10 protein-coding genes are annotated in these 16,841 nt (G+C 73.0%); 7 read left to right on the top strand and 3 right to left on the bottom strand.

Annotated elements, in window-relative coordinates:
• The first annotated feature begins 117 nt into the window (after nucleotides 1-117).
• Genes AB0P03_RS29335 through AB0P03_RS29325 form a run of 3 tightly spaced genes read left to right on the top strand, consistent with a single transcriptional unit; the run spans nucleotide 118 to nucleotide 4,090 of the window.
• Nucleotides 118-1,284 (top strand): terpene synthase family protein, encoded by a 1,167-nt coding sequence (locus tag AB0P03_RS29335; RefSeq protein ID WP_363585770.1) that lies wholly within the window; start codon nucleotides 118-120, stop codon nucleotides 1,282-1,284.
• Nucleotides 1,281-2,696: a cytochrome P450 gene (locus AB0P03_RS29330; RefSeq protein WP_363585769.1), complete on the top strand. Its 1,416-nt coding sequence runs from the start codon at nucleotides 1,281-1,283 to the stop codon at nucleotides 2,694-2,696. Before AB0P03_RS29335 ends, AB0P03_RS29330 begins: the two co-directional genes overlap by 4 nt.
• Nucleotides 2,693-4,090 (top strand): FAD-binding protein, encoded by a 1,398-nt coding sequence (locus tag AB0P03_RS29325; protein ID WP_363585768.1) that lies wholly within the window; start codon nucleotides 2,693-2,695, stop codon nucleotides 4,088-4,090. The genes AB0P03_RS29330 and AB0P03_RS29325 overlap by 4 nt, the downstream gene beginning before the upstream one ends.
• 144 nt (nucleotides 4,091-4,234) lie before the next feature.
• On the opposite strand, the gene AB0P03_RS29320 is transcribed toward AB0P03_RS29325, so the two are convergent.
• A complete protein-coding gene (locus AB0P03_RS29320; RefSeq protein ID WP_363585767.1) occupies nucleotides 4,235-4,459 on the bottom strand; it encodes a hypothetical protein in 225 nt (74 codons plus the stop codon).
• 243 nt (nucleotides 4,460-4,702) lie between these two features.
• Between AB0P03_RS29320 and AB0P03_RS29315 the strand changes: the two genes are divergently transcribed.
• Both AB0P03_RS29315 and AB0P03_RS29310 read left to right on the top strand, forming a co-directional pair.
• Entirely contained in the window at nucleotides 4,703-6,046 is a 1,344-nt protein-coding gene (locus tag AB0P03_RS29315) for a GH1 family beta-glucosidase (RefSeq protein WP_363631690.1), read from the top strand.
• 504 nt (nucleotides 6,047-6,550) lie between these two features.
• Nucleotides 6,551-9,208 (top strand): SpoIIE family protein phosphatase, encoded by a 2,658-nt coding sequence (locus AB0P03_RS29310; RefSeq protein ID WP_363631688.1) that lies wholly within the window; start codon nucleotides 6,551-6,553, stop codon nucleotides 9,206-9,208.
• 81 nt (nucleotides 9,209-9,289) lie between these two features.
• Here the strand turns inward: AB0P03_RS29310 and AB0P03_RS29305 are convergent, their stop codons facing one another.
• Nucleotides 9,290-10,315 carry an alcohol dehydrogenase catalytic domain-containing protein gene (locus tag AB0P03_RS29305; RefSeq protein WP_363588518.1) on the bottom strand — a complete coding sequence of 342 codons (1,026 nt, stop codon included), beginning with the start codon at nucleotides 10,313-10,315 and terminating at the stop codon, nucleotides 9,290-9,292.
• Between the two features lie 397 nt (nucleotides 10,316-10,712).
• On the bottom strand, nucleotides 10,713-11,840 hold the full coding sequence (locus AB0P03_RS29300; protein WP_363588516.1) for an NADH:flavin oxidoreductase: 1,128 nt from the start codon (nucleotides 11,838-11,840) through the stop codon (nucleotides 10,713-10,715).
• 443 nt (nucleotides 11,841-12,283) lie between these two features.
• On the opposite strand from AB0P03_RS29300, the gene AB0P03_RS29295 reads away from it, so the two are divergent.
• Nucleotides 12,284-13,963, top strand: coding sequence for a DUF885 domain-containing protein (locus AB0P03_RS29295; RefSeq protein WP_363631686.1), 1,680 nt, complete (start codon nucleotides 12,284-12,286; stop codon nucleotides 13,961-13,963).
• Between the two features lie 199 nt (nucleotides 13,964-14,162).
• Nucleotides 14,163-16,343 carry a DEAD/DEAH box helicase gene (locus tag AB0P03_RS29290; RefSeq protein ID WP_363631684.1) on the top strand — a complete coding sequence of 727 codons (2,181 nt, stop codon included), beginning with the start codon at nucleotides 14,163-14,165 and terminating at the stop codon, nucleotides 16,341-16,343.
• The last annotated feature ends 498 nt before the right edge of the window (nucleotides 16,344-16,841 follow it).

Below are 16,841 nucleotides of genomic sequence, written 5' to 3'. Positions count from 1 at the left end.
GCGATCACTCGTGCGGGGGAAAAGCGATGGTTGCGCTTTGAACAGTCGCGGTGGCTGGCCAGACTGGTCCTTCTCCGACCGGCCGGTCGGAGGTGGTGAGCGAGGGGGAGCACGGGCATGGGCATTTCGCCGTACCGCGGCATGTGCGGCCTCGCCGCCGAGCACCCCGGAGGCCCGGACCTCCTCGCGGGAGTCGCCAGACCGGCGCCGCACGGCGAGGCCGACGCCCTCCGCCGGGACGTCGGGGCGTGGCTGGTGGCGAGCGGCGTGCTCGGCGGTGACGTCCAAGGGTTCCTGGCACAGGGCCACCTGGACCTGGTGGCGGAGGCGTGGGGCGACGTTCCCCGGGGTCCGCGGCTGGTCGCGGCGGCGAAGTGGCTGGTGCTCACCTGGATCCTCGACGACCGCTTCGACGACCAGTGGATCGGCGGGCCCGTCACGGCGGCCCGGCGGACCGTCCGGGCACTCACGGACGTCCTGGGCGGTGGTTCGGGCGGCGGTTCGGACGGCGTTCTGGGTAGCGTTCCGGGCGGCGGCTCGGGTGGCGGCTTGGGTGGTGCTTCGGACGGCGGTTCGGATGGCATCGAGCCGCCCGGCGACGCACTCGTCGAGGCGTTCGCGGTGCTGTGGCGGGAGACGGCCGAGCTGACGCCGCCGCAGTGGCGGTCGCGCTACGCGGCGTACTTCCGCGCGTACCTGGACACCTCGCTCGGCTACCTCGACGAGACCCCGCTCCGCGACACCGCCTTCCGCGACACCGCCTTCCGCGACACCGCCTTCCGTGACACCCCCTTCCAGGACCTCGGGGCCGCCGCCCCGGCCGGCGCCGTGCAGACCGTCCCCGAGTACCTCCGCCGACGGGACCAGGACGGCGCCGTGTCGTGCGCGGCGGGCTGGATCGAGCTCGCCCACGGCCTGGACCTCGCCGACGAGGTGTTCCGGCACCCGAGGGTGGCGGACCTGCTGATGCGCTTCAACCACGTCGTCTGCTGGGTCAACGACCTCTACTCCGCAGAGGGGGAGTCCGCCGCCGGGAACGGCAAGAACCTGCTGCGCTCGTTCACCGTCCACGAGGGCCTGGCCCCCGAAGAGGCGTCGGCCCGGCTCGGGGCGCTGTGCGAGGCCGAGTCGACGACGCTGGAGTTCCTGGCGGACGGCATCGCCCGCGACCCTTCGTCGCCCGGCGAGGTGCGGGCCTTCGCCCTCGGACTGGTCCGCTTCACCCGCGCGCTCATCCACTGGACGGCGACGGCCGCCCGCTACCATACGGAGTCACCGCGATGATCCCCCGTCCGCCCGGCGGCCTGCCGCTGCTCGGGCACCTGGTGCCGTTCCTGCGCGACCCGCTGGCGTTCCTGCGTTCCCTGCCCCGGTACGGCGGCCTCGTCCAGATCAGACTGGGGCCGGTCTCCGCGGTGGTGGTCTGCGACCTGGAGCTGACCCGGCACGTCCTGCGCGAGGACCGGGTCTTCGACAAGGGCGGGTTCCTGTTCGAACGGGTCCGCGACTTCGCCGGCAACGGCCTGGTGACCTGCCCCCACGCTGACCACCGCCGCCAGCGCCGCTACGTCCAGCCCGCCTTCCGCGCCGACCGGATCGCGCGGTACACGGAGGTGATGGCCCGGGAGGCCCGGCGGCTGGCCGGGTCCTGGAGCGACGGGCAGGAGGTCGACATCACCGCCGAGTTGAGCCTGGCCGCCGGGCGCAGCCTGGTCTCGACCCTGTTCACCCGGCTGCCGTTCACCGGCCTCCAGGAGACCGTCGACGACTTCGTGCTGCTGATCGGCGGCTCCTACCGGCGCATGCTGCTGCCCCACCGGCTCAACCGGATCCCGCTGCCGGCCAACCGCCGCTACGACGCCGCCCGCAGCCGGCTGGTGCGCCTGGTCGACGAGGTCGTCACCGCCTACCGCGCGGATCCGGAGGACCGGGGCGACCTGGTGTCGACGCTGGTGGCCGCTGACGCGGGCGGGCAGGCGCTCTCCAACGCGGAGGTCACCGACCAGGTGATGACGATCTTCGCCGCCGGCTTCGACACCATCGCCAACTCCACCGTGTGGGCCCTGCACCTGCTCGCCCAGCACCCGGACATCGCCGATCGGGTCCGGGCCGAGGTGGACGCGGCCCACGTGGACGCGACCGGGGTGACCGTGCTCGGGGTGAACGCGCCCGAGGCGGACGCGCTCGGTGTGGACGCGGCCGAGACCGACGCCACCCCGGCGGCCGGCACGTCGGCGAGCGTGGACGGGCTGGAGCTCACCACCCGGGTCGTCCGCGAGGCCGTCCGGCTGTACTCCCCGGGCTGGCTGCTCACCCGCGTCACGGCCACCGACACCGAACTCGGCGCGCACCGCCTGCGCGAGGGCACGACGGTCGTCTACAGCCCCTACCTCCTGCACCGCCAGTCCGCCCTGTTCCCCGACCCCGACCGCTTCGACCCCGAGCGGTGGGTGGGCGTCCACCCGCAGCGCGGCCCGTTCATCGGCTTCGGCGCGGGACCGCGCCGCTGCGTCGGCGAGCAGTTCGGCATGACCGAGTCCGTCCTGCTGCTCGCCACGATCATGCGGGCCTGGCGGCTGGAGCACGTCCCCGGCCGGACCGTCCGCGAGCTGCCGCTCGCCACGCTGCGCCCCGGCCCGGTGTGGATGCGCGCGACCCGCCGGGACGGCCTCGCCTCCACCGGAGCCGCCGGGTGAGCACGGCCCTCGTCCTCGGCGGCGGCCTGGCCGGCACGCTGGCCGCCGCCGCCCTGGCGCCGCACGCCCGGACCGTCACCGTTCTCGAACAGGACGTCCTGCCCGTCCTGCCCGGCCCGCGCCGGGGCCTGCCGCAGGGCGAGTTCAGCCACATCCTGCTCGGCGGCGGCGCGGACGCCGTCGAGGAGGTCCTGCCCGGAACGCTCGACGCCCTGCTCGCCGCCGGCGCCCACTACCGCTCGATCCCCGCCGGCCTGCTGATGCGCCTCGGGCCGGGCTGGCTCCAGGGCTTCGACTCGCCGGCCTACCTGATCGCGTGCAGCCGCCACCTGCTCGACCACGTCGTGCGGCGGCGGCTGCGCGAGCAGGCGAACGTGACGGTCCGCGAACGCACCTCCGTCCTCGGCCTGGTGGGCGGCCCGGGCCGGATCGTCGGGGTCCACATCGAGAACCCGGACGGCTCGCGGGAGACCCTGCGGGCCGACCTGGTCGTGGACGCGACCGGCCGCCGCTCCCGCGCCCCGGAGTGGCTGCGCGCGCTGGGGGTCAAGGGCCTGTGCGAGGAGACGGTGGACGCCGGACTCGCCTACGCCGCCCGGGTGTTCGAGACGCCGGGCGGAAACGAGGGCTTCCCGGTGGTGAGCATCGTGCCCGTCCCGGGGCGTGGCCGGCCCGGTCGGGGCGCCACCATCATCCCGATCGAGGACGGGCGCTGGATCGTCACGCTCTCCGGCACCCGGGGCGGCGAACCCGCCAGGGGCGAGCGCGAGTTCCACGACTTCCTGAAGGCGCTGGACCACCCGGTCGTCCACGACCTCGCCCGTGCCGCCCGCCCGCTCGGCCCGATCCGCACCTGCCACGGGACACTGAACCGCCGGCGCCGCTACGAATGCTACGAGGGCGGCCCGCTGGCCGGGTTCGCCGCCACCGGCGACGCGGTGGCGGCGCTGAACCCGGTGTACGGGCACGGCATGACGGTCGCCGCCCAGTGCGCCGCCGCCATCCGCGCCGCCGTCGACAGCGAAGGCCTGCACCCGGGGGTGAGCGCACTGATCCAGCGGCGGATCGCCAGGGTCGTCGACACGCCCTGGGACATGGCCAAGGACCAGGACGAGGGCTTCCCGGACGCGCTGTCGAGCCACCCCGCCACCGCCGCCGGGCCCGCCGCCGTGTTCACCCGCTGGTACACCCGCCGGGTGCTGGGCGCGGCCCTCACCGACCCCGCCGTCTCGGCCGCCTACTTCGAGGTGTTCTCCCTCGCCGCCAGACCCGCCCGGCTGGCCAGGCCCGCGGTGGCCCTCGGCGCACTGCGACCCCGGCGCGCCCACCCGCCGACCGCCGGCCAGGCGATCGCCCGCTTCCCGGGGGTGGCCGCACTGGCCGGGCCGTACTGACCGGCCCGGACGGTCGGAACCGCCCTACCTCCCGCTCAGGTGCTCCTGTTCACGCCGTCGCCGTTGCCGTCGCCGCCCTCGGACGCCCAGGTCCCGTCCCGCCAAGATCGGTCGGACGGACCCGGGGCGACCTGACGGCGTCGGTCACCGAGCCGCCGCGGCCATGGCCTCGCGAACGGTGATCAGGCATGGATCGCAGTAGCGGTCCGGGCCCGCCGACTCCCCGCCGCCCGCGGCCGGCGCGACGCGCTGGGCGGGTTCGAGGAAACGTCCGCACAGGGACGTCGACGAGTCGTTCTTCGTCACCACGTGCCACACCACGGCCGGCGGTGACACCGCCGGGTCGTGCTCGGCCCACATCTCGTACACGGCAGCCTCCCGAATCGCTGGGGCCCGGTCACCCCATGCAACCTCCCTCCCCGGCGGTCGGCCACCGGACGGGGCCCGGTGGGATGGCGCGCGGGCGGTCGGGGCCCGTCCGGCCACTCCCGCCGGGGCGCGCGCCGCGCTCCTCCGGCCGGGTTTCCCTTGTCGTGGTGGCCGGTTGCCCCTGGCGTTTCGGTGTCGCGTCAGTAACATGAGTTCCCCTCACGTTCACGTCAGGAGGCAGTCATGCCGGACCGCTACGACCTGCCGACGGGGTTCCGCTGGGGCGCCGCCACCGCCGCCTACCAGATCGAGGGGGCGGTGACCGAGGACGGCCGCGGGCCCTCCGTCTGGGACGTCTTCGCGGCCCGCCCCGGCACCGTCCGCGACGGCCACACGGGCGCGGTGGCCTGCGACCACTACCACCGGTACCCCGAGGACATCGCGCTGATGAAGAACCTCGGACTCGACGGCTACCGCTTCTCCATCGCCTGGCCCCGTGTGCTCCCCACAGGCAGCGGTCCCGTGAACCCCGCCGGACTCGCCTTCTACGACCGCCTGGTGGACGCCCTCCTCGACGCCGGCATCACCCCGCTCCCCACCCTCTTCCACTGGGACCTCCCGCAGGCCCTGGAAGACGGCGGCGGCTGGCTGAACCGCGACACCGCCCACCACTTCGCCGACTACGCCGCGATCGTGACCGACCGCCTCGGCGACCGCGTCCCCGCCTGGATCACCCTCAACGAGCCCTTCGTCCACACCGTCTTCGGCTACGCCCTCGGCACCCACGCCCCCGGCCGCACCCTGATGCTGGAGGCCCTCCCGGCCGCCCACCACCAGCTCCTCGCCCACGGTCTGGCCGCCTCGATCCTCCACGACCGCGGCCTGGAGGTGATGCTCTCCAACAACCTCACCCCGGTCGAGCCGGCCACCCCCTCCGACGCCGACCTCGCCGCCGCCCAGGCCTACGACGCCCTCCACAACCGCCTGTTCACCGACCCCGTCCTCCTCGGCCGCTACCCCGACCTCTCCGCCCTGGGCGTCCCCGACGACCTGTACGGCGCCATCCACCCCGGCGACACCGACCTCATCGCCGCCCCCGGCCTCGACGGCCTCGGCCTCAACTTCTACAACCCCACCCGCATCGCCGCCCCCACCGAGCCGGGCCTCCCCTTCGACTTCGTCGACATCCCCGACGTCCCCCACACCGCCTTCGGCTGGCCCGTCGTCCCCGACGCCCTCCGCCAACTCCTCCTCAACCTCCGCGACACCTACGGCAAATCCCTCCCACCCATCACCATCACCGAGAACGGCTGCTCCGTCACCGAGTCCACCACCCCCGACCAACCCCGCATCGACTTCATGTCCGCCCACCTCGACGCCCTCGCCGCCGCCATCGCCGAAGGCGTCGACATCCGCGGCTACTACACCTGGTCCCTCCTCGACAACTACGAGTGGGCCGAGGGCTACCACCAGCGCTTCGGCCTCATCCACGTCGACTTCGCGACCCAACAGCGCACCCCGAAGGCCTCCTACACCTGGTACCGCGACCTGATCGCCGCCCACCGGACCCACCGATCGAGGTCGTAGCAGCCGTTGCGGCCGGAGCCGTCGGCGAGCCGGCGCAGCGATCGACCCCGCCTTCCGGCCGTGGTCGCTGTCCGCCGACTCCTGAACCTGGGTCCAGTCGGCCCGGACAGGTTGGCGGCTCACTCGGCACCGACCGGGTGTGCCTCCCCGCACTGCCGCGGCGACTCCTGCGAACCGCGGACCTTCGGCGTCGGTTCGAGCTGATCGGAGCCGCTCCTGCCCACCGGCCGGCTCCGGGTCCGGTCCCTTCGACGGCGTGCGCCCGGCTGGTCGCGGGGCGGGTGAGCCGTTCGGTGTTGCGGCGGGACATGCTGCCACCTGCGCTTCGCCCCCATCAGCGTAGTGTGGCCCGCTCGTGCCCGGGGCGCGGTGGATCATGGGTGTATGGCCAGAGACACGGGCCGCTCCTCCTGGCTGCCCCTGCGCCGATCGGGTAGCCGTCGTGAGCGGCGACACCCACGCTCAGCCCCGCGGGAGCAGTCGGCGCATCGCCTGTGGTCGGTGATGAGCATCCGGAGTGTCGCCGGTCAGATGTTCGTCCTACAGGTGCTCATCGTGCTGTTGCTCGTGGTGACGGCCGTCGTCGTGCTGCTGGTCCAGTCCCGCAGCGACCGGTTCGACGCGGCGCGCGGTCGCACGCTCGCCGCGGCCCAGGCGTTCGCCCACGGGCCCGGCCTGGTGGCGACGATGCAGGGCCCCGACCCCAGCGCGGTGCTCCAGCCGCTGACCGAAGAGGCCCGCACGGCTGCCGGGGTCGACTTCATCGTGGTGACCGACCGCAACGGCATCCGGTACACCCACCCCGATCCGGAGCTGATCGGCAAGATGTTCATCGGCACCATCGGGCCGTCGCTGCACGGCCAGGTCACCGTCGAGGACGTGCACGGCCCACTCGGCTCCGAGTACCAGGTGGTCGTCCCGGTGGAGGACTCCCACGGGGCGGTCGTGGGCATCGTGTCGTCCGGGATGAAGGTCTCCAACGTGAGCAGCGCGTTCAACCGCCAGCTGCCGGTCGTCCTGGGCGTCGGCGCCTTGGCGCTCGGCCTGGCCACGGCCGGTACGGCGCTGGTGGGCAGGCGTCTGCTGCGGCAGACCCGCGGCCTGGGGCCGGAAGAGATGACCCGGATGTACGAGCACCACGACGCGGTGCTGCACGCGGTGCGCGAGGGCGTGGCCATCGTCGGCGGCGACGGCCGGGTCCTGCTCGCCAACGACGAGGCGCGCCGCCTGCTCGACCTGCCCCCCGACGTGGAGGGGCTTCCCGTCGCCGACCTCGGCCTCGCCCCCCGCACGGCCGAACTGCTGATCTCCGACCGCGCGGTCACCGACGAGGTGCTCCCCGTCGGAGACCGCCTGCTGGCCGTCAACAGCCGCCCCACCGACAGCGGGGGAGGCCCGGCGGGCAGCGTCACCACCCTGCGCGACTCCACCGAACTGCGCGCCCTCGCGGGGAAGGCCGAGGTCGCCCGCAGCCGGCTCAGGCTGCTGTACGAAGCGAGCCTGGCCATCGGCACGACCCTGGACGTCCGGCGCACCGCGGAGGAGCTCGTCCGGACGGCCGCCCACGAATTCTGCGACTACGCCACCGTCGACCTCGCCGAGGCGGTCCTGGACGGCGAGGAGCCGCGGGCCCTGGTGGTCGATGCCCCGGTGGAGCTGCGGCGGGTGGCGCTCGCGGGCGTCCGGGACGATTCGCCGCTGTACCCCCAAGAGGAGCTGGTCAGGTGGGATCGGGGCACCCCGCAGGCGGCGGGTTTCGTCAGGGGGCGCCCCACGCTGGTCGCCGAGCTGGCGACCGACGCCGGCTGGCGCATGCAGGACACCGAGCGCACGCAGGCGGTGCTGGAGTTCGGCCTGGCATCGCTGATCGCCGTTCCGCTGTCGGCACGGGGCGTGCTGATGGGCATCGCCTGCTTCTGGCGCAGCCGTGACCGAGGTCCCTTCGAGGACGAGGACCTGTCCCTGGCCGAGGAGCTGGCCGCCCGGGCCGCCGTGTCCATCGACAACGCCCGCCGCTACACGCGCGAGCACACGATGGCCGTCACCCTCCAGCACAGCCTGTTGCCGCGCGCGTTGCCCGAGCAGAGCGCCCTCGACATCGCCTACCGCTACCTCCCCGCCCAGGCGGGGGTCGGCGGCGACTGGTTCGACGTCATCCCGTTGTCGGGCACCCGGGTCGCGCTCGTCGTCGGGGACGTGGTCGGCCACGGCCTGCACGCGGCCGCGACCATGGGCCGCCTGCGCACCGCGGTCCAGAACTTCTCCACCCTCGACCTGCCGCCGGACGAGCTCCTCGGACACCTGGACGAACTGGTCGCCCACATCGACCAGGAGACGGCGGCAGCCGAGGGCGAGCTCGCGATCACCGGCGCCACCTGCCTCTACGCCATCTACGACCCCACCACCGGCATCTGCGCCCTGGCCCGGGCGGGCCACCCGCCGCCCGCCCTCGTCCACCCGGACGGCACGGTGGAGGTCCTCACCCTTCCCGCCGGTCCGCCGCTCGGCCTGGGCGGGATGCCCTTCGAAGCCACGGAGGTGCGGGTGCCGCAGGGCAGCAACCTGGTCCTCTACACCGACGGCCTCATCGAGGACCGCACCCGCGACATCGGTGTCGGCCTGGACGTCCTCACCGCCACCCTGGCCCGCGCCGACCGATCGCCCCAGGAGGTCTGCGACGCCGTGCTCGACGCCCTGCTGCCCGTCCGCCAGACCGACGACATCGCCCTGCTCGTCGCCCGTACCCGGGTGCTGGCGCCCGATCGGACCAGCGAGTGGGACGTGGCCGCGACCCCCGAGGCCGTGGGCAGGGCGCGGGCCGAGGCGACCCGGCAGCTCACCGAGTGGGGCCTTGAGGAGGCCGTGTTCGTCACCGAGCTGGTGCTCAGCGAGCTGGTGACCAATGCCATCCGCCACGGGACCGAACCGATCAGGGTGCGGCTGCTGTACGACCGCACGCTGATCTGCGAGGTCGCCGACACCAGCAGCACCGCCCCGCACCTGCGCTACGCGGCCGCCGAGGACGAGGGCGGTCGCGGCCTGTTCCTCGTCGCCCGGCTCGCCGAGCGCTGGGGCGTGCGCTACACCCCCTGGGGCAAGATCATCTGGGCCGAGCAGTCGCTGCAGCCGAGCGCCTCGATGGCCTGGCCCGTGATCGAGTAGCCCGTGATCGAGTAGCCCGAGTAGCCGGGGGAGGCCTGTGGTGGTCGAGTAGCCGGGGGAAGCCCGTGTGGTCGAGCCGGATCAGCCGGTGGTGAGCACCATCCGGAAGCGGGCCTTCCCGGCGAGCATCTTCTGGTACGCCTCCTCGGCGTGGTCCAGCGGCACGGTCTCGGTCATCGGGCGGATGCCGTGCAGGGCGCTGAACGCCATCGTGTCCTCCACGTCCTGCGCCGTGCCGGACGGGTGGCCCCGGACGACGTTGGCACCCATGAGCAGTCCGGCCGGACTGATCGCCATCGGAGCGGTGTCCGCCCCGATCACCACCAGTTCCCCGCGGGGGGCCAGCCCGTCCAGGGTGGACGCGATGGCCTCGGAGTTGCCGGCGGTGGCCAGCACGGCCCTGGCGCCGCCGAAGGACTGCAGCGCCTCGGCGACCGGGGTGCCGGCGGTGCTGTCGACGTAGTGGTGGGCGCCCAGTTGCTCGGCGAAGCCGGCCTTCTCGGCGCCCCGGGCGATCGCCACGGTCTCGAAGCCCATCGCGACCGCGTACTGGACCCCGAGGTGCCCGAGGCCGCCGAGCCCGAGCACCGCGACCAGGTCGCCGGGCCGGGCGCTGCTGCGCCGCAGCCCGTTGTACGTGGTCACGCCCGCGCAGGCCATCGGCCCGGCATCGCCCGCCGCCAGTTCGTCGGGGATCCGGGCCAGCGCGTCGGCGGGCGCGACCACCTTCTCGGCGAAGCCTCCGTCGTACGCCCATCCCGGGACCTTCAAGTTCCGGCACACGATGAAGTCGCCCTGGCGGCACGGCTTGCAGTGGCCACAGCTGCCGCCGAACCAGCCGACCGCCACCCGGTCACCGATCTGCCATCCACGGTCCCGAGTGCCTTCGCCGAACTCCTCGATGTGCCCGGCGATCTCGTGTCCGGGTACCTCGGGGAACGACACGCCCGGTAGCGCGGCGTTCACGAAGAGTGTGTCGGAGTGGCAGACGCCGCACGCCTCCACGGCGATCCTCACGTGGCCGGGTCCCGGCTGCGGCACCTCTCGCTCGGCCGGTCGGAGCGCACCGCCCGGGGCGGTCGCCTGTGCCACTCGATAGGTACTCATTGTCAGCGCTCCTCCGGGAAGATGATCAGCGCTCCTCCGGGAAGTCGCCGCCGTGCGTCGGCAGGCTGCTCAGGGGTCCGTCCGGGAGGTCTTTTCTTCACCATAAGGCCGCACGGGACACTGCGCAGGGCAGTGGGAGCAGCAGACCGAGGAGGCATTCGGCCGGGTCGGCGGGGTGAGTTGGCGGTGTCGGCTTTGATGACGGCCTGTTCGGCGGACCGAGGGCCACCACCGGCGCCACGGCCTCGTCCGTGTCGACTTCGTCCGAAAACACGGCTCGCGCAAGCTTGTTGACATCTCGTACGGCCGGCGCGATCCTGCGGGACTCCGAAGGGACCCGGCCCCGCTGTACTTGCCGCTGTACCTGCCGCGCGGCCGGGTCCTCGGGGGCTGGTGGTCAGCTGAGGGTGCGGAGCGCGTCGGCGTCGTACGGGCGCAGCTCGGCATGGCGGCCGGAGAGGACCTTGGCGGCCCACTGCGGGTCCTGGAGGAGGGCACGGCCGACGGCGACCAGGTCGAACTCGTCGCGCTCCAGCCGGTCGAGCAGGTTGTCGATGGCCTGGACCGGGGAGCCCTCGCCCCTGAAGGCACCGACGAAGTCGCCGTCGAGGCCGACCGAGCCGACGGTGATGGCGGGGCGGCCGGTGAGCTTCTTGGTCCAGCCGGCCAGGTTGAGGTCCGAGCCGTCGAACTCGGGGACCCAGTAGCGGCGGGTCGAGGCGTGGAAGGCGTCGACGCCGGCCTCGGCGAGCGGGGTGAGGACCGCCTCCAGCTCCTGGGGGGTCTCGGCGAGGCGGGCCTCGTAGTTCTCGGACTTCCACTGCGAGTAGCGGAAGATCACCGGGAATTCCGGGGAGACGGCCGCTCGCACCGAGGCGACGAGCTCGGCCGTGAACTTCGTCCGGGCCACCGGGTCGCCGCCGTAGGCGTCGGTGCGGCGGTTGGTGCCCGCCCACAGGAACTGGTCGAGCAGGTAGCCGTGGGCGCCGTGCAGCTCGACGCCGTCGAAGCCGATCCGCTCGGCGGCCGCGGCGGCCTCGGCGAACGCGCCGATGACGGCGTCCAGATCGGCCCGGGTCATCGCCCGGCCCGTTCCCTCGGTGCCGTCCAGCCGGATCCCGGACGGGCCGACGGCGGGAGCGTCGGCGAACGGCGGGTCGCCCTGCCGGCGCACCATGCCGATGTGCCAGAGCTGCGGCACGATGGTGCCGCCCGCCGCGTGGACGTCCTCGGCGACGCGAGCCCACCCGGCCAGCTGCTCCTCGCCGTGGAAGCGCGGGATGTCGTCACTCTGGCCGGCGGACTCGTGGCCGACGTACGTCCCCTCGGTGATGATCAGGCCGACGCCCGAGGCGGCGCGGCGGGCGTAGTACGAGCGCACGTCCTCGCCGGGCACGCCGCCAGGGGAGAACCTGCGGGTCATCGGCGCCATCGCGATGCGGTTGGGAACGGTCAGCCCGTTGAGCGTGACGGGCCGGGACAGGATTTCGGCCGCGCGGGAGGCTGCGGGCTCGGTGACGGTCATGGGATCCCTCGTGGGTGCCGGTGGAGTGCGCCGGGGCGGAATTGGTTGCCTGTGCAAACAACCCGGGCGGCCCCTGCATTTCGCCGACGGCGCGAAACCCGCTGTGATCAGCGCCACTGCGCGCCGGAGGGGGCGGCCGTCTCGTCCGGCCCGGCCGTCTCGTCGGGCCCGGCCGTTCGTGCCCGGCCGTGGCCCAACCCGTCTGCTGCGGTGCGGACTTGGCGGCCGTCCGGGGCGGGCGGGCGGAGCCTGGCTACAATCACGACGTGTTCGACGGCCTGAGGGCTTCCGCCGGCGCTCCGGACTCGTCCACGTCGGCTTCGCGGCGCAGCGATTTTGCGGCGCACCGACTTTGCGGCGCAGCGACTTCGCGGCGCAGTGGCGCACCCCGAAGGCCTCCTACGCCTGGTACCGCGACCGATCGCCGACCGAAGGAGCTGACGATGACTCCACGACAGATCGCCGACGACTACGTGGCCCGGGTCGCCGCACACGATCCCGTCACCTCCACGTCCCTGGGCCTGGCCCCGGGCGACGACCGGATGCCCGACCTGTCGCCGGACGGCGTCGAGGAGACGGTCCGGCTCGCGCGGGAGGCGCTGGTGCGCCTGGACGCCGTCCCCGAGACCGGGCCCGACGGGGATCCGGCGGAGCTCGTGTGCGCGCGGCTGCTGCGCGAGCGGCTCGACGCCGAGGTGCGGGTGCACGAGGCCGGCGAGAACTTCCGCGCCGTGCGGAACCTGCACACTCCGGTGCACCAGCTCCGGGGCATCTTCACGATGATGCCCACCGCCACCGACGACGACTGGGCCCCGGTCCTGGGCCGGCTGCGCAACCTGCCCGCCGCGCTGGACGGCTACCGGGCCACGCTGGCGGAGGGCGTCGCCCGCAAGCTGCTCGCCGCGCCCCGCCAGGCCGACGTGCTGTGCGCGCAGCTCACCGCGTGGACCGGCGAGACGGCCGGGGGGCCCGGCTGGTTCGCCGAGTTCGTCGCCCCCGCGCCGCAGCGGCTCCGCCCCGAACTGGACACTGCCGCGAACGAGGCGACCGCCGCCGTGGCCGCGTTCCGGGACTGGCTCCGCGACAGCTACCGGTCCGCTGCGGAAGGCACGCCCGACGCCGTCGGCCGCGAGCGCTACCTGCTCGGGGCCCGCCGGTACACCGGCGCCGACCTGGACCTGGACGAGACCTACGACTGGGCCTGGGAGGAGTTCCACCGGGTCTGGGCCGAGCTGCGCACGGAGGCCGAACGGGTGCTGCCCGGCGCCACCGTCCGGGAAGCCCGGGCCCACCTGGACCAGCACGGACACACCGTGCGCGGCGCCGAGCAGATGCGCGGCTGGCTGCAGCAGCTCACGGACGACGCGATCGAGGCACTCGACGGGCGCCACTTCGACATCACCGGCCCGCTGCGCCGGGTCGAGACCAGGATCGCCCCGGCCGGCAGCGCCGCCGCGCCGTACTACAGCGGGCCGAGCCTCGACTTCGCCCGCCCGGGCCGGACCTTCCTCCCGCTGGCCAACGGCGACGCGCAGGAGCGGTTCCGCACCTGGCGCCTGGTCAGCACCTGGTACCACGAGGGCGTCCCCGGGCACCACCTGCAGCTCGCCTCCTGGACCGCGGCGGCGGAGCAGCTGTCCCGCTACCAGGTCACCCTCGGCAAGATCAGCGCCAACGTGGAGGGCTGGGCCCTGTACGCGGAGCGGCTGATGGACGAACTCGGCTTCCTCACCGATCCCGGATGCCGCCTCGGCTACCTCGGCAAGCAGATGATGCGCGTCGCCCGCGTCATCGTCGACCTCGGCATGCACCTGGAGAGCGTCATTCCGGCGGGCTCCCCGTTCCACCCGGGCGAGCGCTGGACTCCGGAGCTGGCCACCGCCTTCATGGCCGACTACGTCGGTCTGGCGCCCGTCCACCTGCACAGTGAGATCGTCCGCTACCTCGGCCGGCCCGGCCAGGCCATCGGTTACAAACTCGGCGAGCGCGCCTGGCTGGCCGGCCGCGAGGCGGCCCGCCGCCGGCTGGGCGCCGACTTCGACCTCAAGCGCTGGCACATGAAGGCCCTGCGGCAGGGCTCCCTGGGCCTGGACGACCTGGAGGCAGGCCTGGCAGCGCTGTGACCGCCGGCTGACGGCCGTGTGCCCGCCGTCGATCGAGACGGACGCACGGACGCACGGACGCACCCGGCCCGGAGACTCCGCCGGGGCAGTCGGTGGCCGGGGTGTGGTCCGGAATCCGGGGCGGTCGGCGGTGCCTGGATGGAATCATGTGGACGCCCGGAGAGGGTGCCGCATGGTCGAGTCGGGACAGGAGCCGTAGGTGGGAGAGAGGCAGCGGGCCGTCCGGAAGCCCAAGGTCGTGCTCGCGGACGGGGAGCGGCTCCATGCGGTCGCCCGCGCGGTCGTCGACGATCACCAGGGTGCTGTCGAGCACGTGCGCCGGGCCGCGGCCGGTCTGCGGGGCCAGTTGGTCCGCGACGAACTGGACGGCATTCCCGTGGCCCGGCTGAAAGACGTCACCGAGGGGCGTCTGCGCGTCGGAGCGTTGGAGGCCGCCGGAATCAGGACCGTGCGGCAGGTGGTGGACGCCACGCCCTACATGCTCCAACTGCTGCCCGGAATCGGAGCCCAGAGCGCTCTCCAGGCCATCGCCGCCGCCGGGCAGATCGCCCGGGCCGCCGAGCAGGCCGTGGCGATCCGGCTGGACGTCGACCACCAGGACGCGGCCGGCACCGCGCTGGTCGTCGCACTCCAACGGCTGGTCGCCGCCGGGCCCGAGGCGAGACGGGCCAGGGAACTGGCGGAGCGTGTCGCAGGCGAGGCCGCCGCCCTGATCGCCGCCGCCCAGCCGGCCCGGGGCGTTGTGAGAGGCCTGTTCGCCGGGCGGCAGCGCCGACAGGAGGCGTTCGCCGCGGTCGATCGGTTGGACGCCCTGCTCGCGGAGACGGAGGACCGAGGAGCGTCCATGCTCTTCGCCCAGGCCTCGGTGGACCTCCTCCGCCCACTGGCCACGGACATCGAGGCCTGGGCGGAGTTCGAGGTCCGCTCGGCCGACTTCTACAGCATTCTGGGCGAGTTCGCGGGATCCGGCTCCGACGGGCTCACCGCCTCCGAAGGCTTCCTCCCGGAGAGCCTGTCGGACCGGGTCCGGGCCGAGCCGCTGGACGACACCCGGTGCACGGTCTCGCTCCGTGGCTACCAGGCATTCGGTGCCCGCTTCGCCCTCGCACAGAAGCGGGTGATCATCGGCGATGAGATGGGCCTCGGGAAGACGATCCAGGCGATCGCCGCGCTCGCGCATCTCCGGGCGCACGGGAGCGCACACTTCCTCGTCGTCTGCCCGGCCAGCGTCCTCATCAACTGGATCAGGGAGATCGAGTCGCGCAGCACGCTGAGGGCGTTCCGATTCCACGGCCAGGAGCGGGAAGCGGCGCGCACCGAATGGCTCGGCAGCGGAGGTGTCGCCGTCGTGACCTTCGACGGACTGCGTCGCCTGGAGGTCCCGGAGGACGTCACGGTCGGCATGGTCGTGGTGGACGAGGCCCACTACGTCAAGAACCACAGCACGAAGCGCTCGCAGGCGGTGGCCGAGTGGACCGACCGCGTCGACCGCGTCCTGTTCCTCACCGGCACCCCGATGGAGAACCGGGTGGAGGAGTTCCGGAACCTGGTCCGCTATCTGCAGCCTGATCTTCTGCCCGGAATCCACAGCAGCTCGGGCGCCGCAGGGCCGACGTCGTTTCGCAAGGCCGTTGCACCGGCCTACCTGCGCCGCAACCAGCGGGACGTCCTGACGGAGCTCCCCGACGTCGTTCACGTCGACGAATGGGAGGAACTGTCGGCGTCCGATCTCGTCGCCTACCGCTCGGCGGTCGCCGAGGGGAACTTCATGGCCATGCGCCGTGCCGCGTACGCGGACCCGGCAGGGTCGGCGAAGCTGCTGCGGCTGATGGAGGTCGTCGACGAGGCTGCGGAGAACGGGTTGAAGGTCGTTGTCTTCTCGTTCTTCCGGGATGTCCTGCGGGTCGTCCAGGACGCTCTGGGGCAGCGTGCTTTCGGCCCGCTCGACGGAGGCCTGGACGCTGTCCGACGACAGGACGTGGTGGACGAGTTCGCCGCCGTGCAGGGCCATGCGGTGCTGCTGAGCCAGATCCAGGCCGGCGGCGTGGGACTGAACATCCAGGCGGCGTCGGTCGTCATTCTCTGCGAACCCCAGGTGAAGCCCACCATGGAGAGCCAGGCGATAGCCAGAGCCCATCGAATGGGCCAGGTCCGGCGTGTACAGGTGCACCGCCTGCTGGCCGCGGACAGCGTCGACCAGCGGATGGTGGAGATTCTTCGCGCGAAGAGCCAACTGTTCGACGACTACGCGCGCCGCAGTGACGTGGCCGAATCGACTCCTGAAGCGGTCGACATCTCGGAGCAGTCGCTGGCTGCGCTGATCGTGGAGGAGGAACAACTGCGCCTCGCCCGGACGGCTGCCAACGGTGCTGCGACCTGACGCCGTGACCGGGGCGGTCGCACGTCCATCTCTCGACGTTGTGGCGGGGTCGGCAGGGGCCGGCAGGGGTAGACCTGTGTGGTCCCGGGCTGGGCGTTTGTTTCGGGGCGCTGAACAGGGGTACTGTCTCCCAGTCGCTCGGCAGGGAGCACCGGACACGCAACGGCGCGGACGGTCCCGGGGCGGCCAATCCTCTTGAAACACCACCTCCTGGTTCGGGCCGGGCCGCGTCTTGTCGCGGCTTGGTTCCTATTCGGCGTGCTTGTTTTATCGGATTGCGGCCGATTCGCTTTACGGAGCGGGGCTCGGCTAGAGTTTGAAACGTCGGACGGGGCATAAAGCCGCAGAAGACACCAGTGAGTTGGATGAACGAAGCGCCGGAAACGGAGCGGAAAACATCTGATAAGCTGGGAACACGAAAGAACGAAGCGCCCGGAGGGCCCGCTGGAAGGCGGTCCGAAGGAAGTGTCCGTTCCTTGAGAACTCAACAGCGTGCCA

Source organism: Kitasatospora sp. NPDC088779 (assembly GCF_040685395.1).
GTDB lineage: Bacteria > Actinomycetota > Actinomycetes > Streptomycetales > Streptomycetaceae > Kitasatospora.
This window is presented reverse-complemented; position numbering and strand designations above follow the sequence as displayed.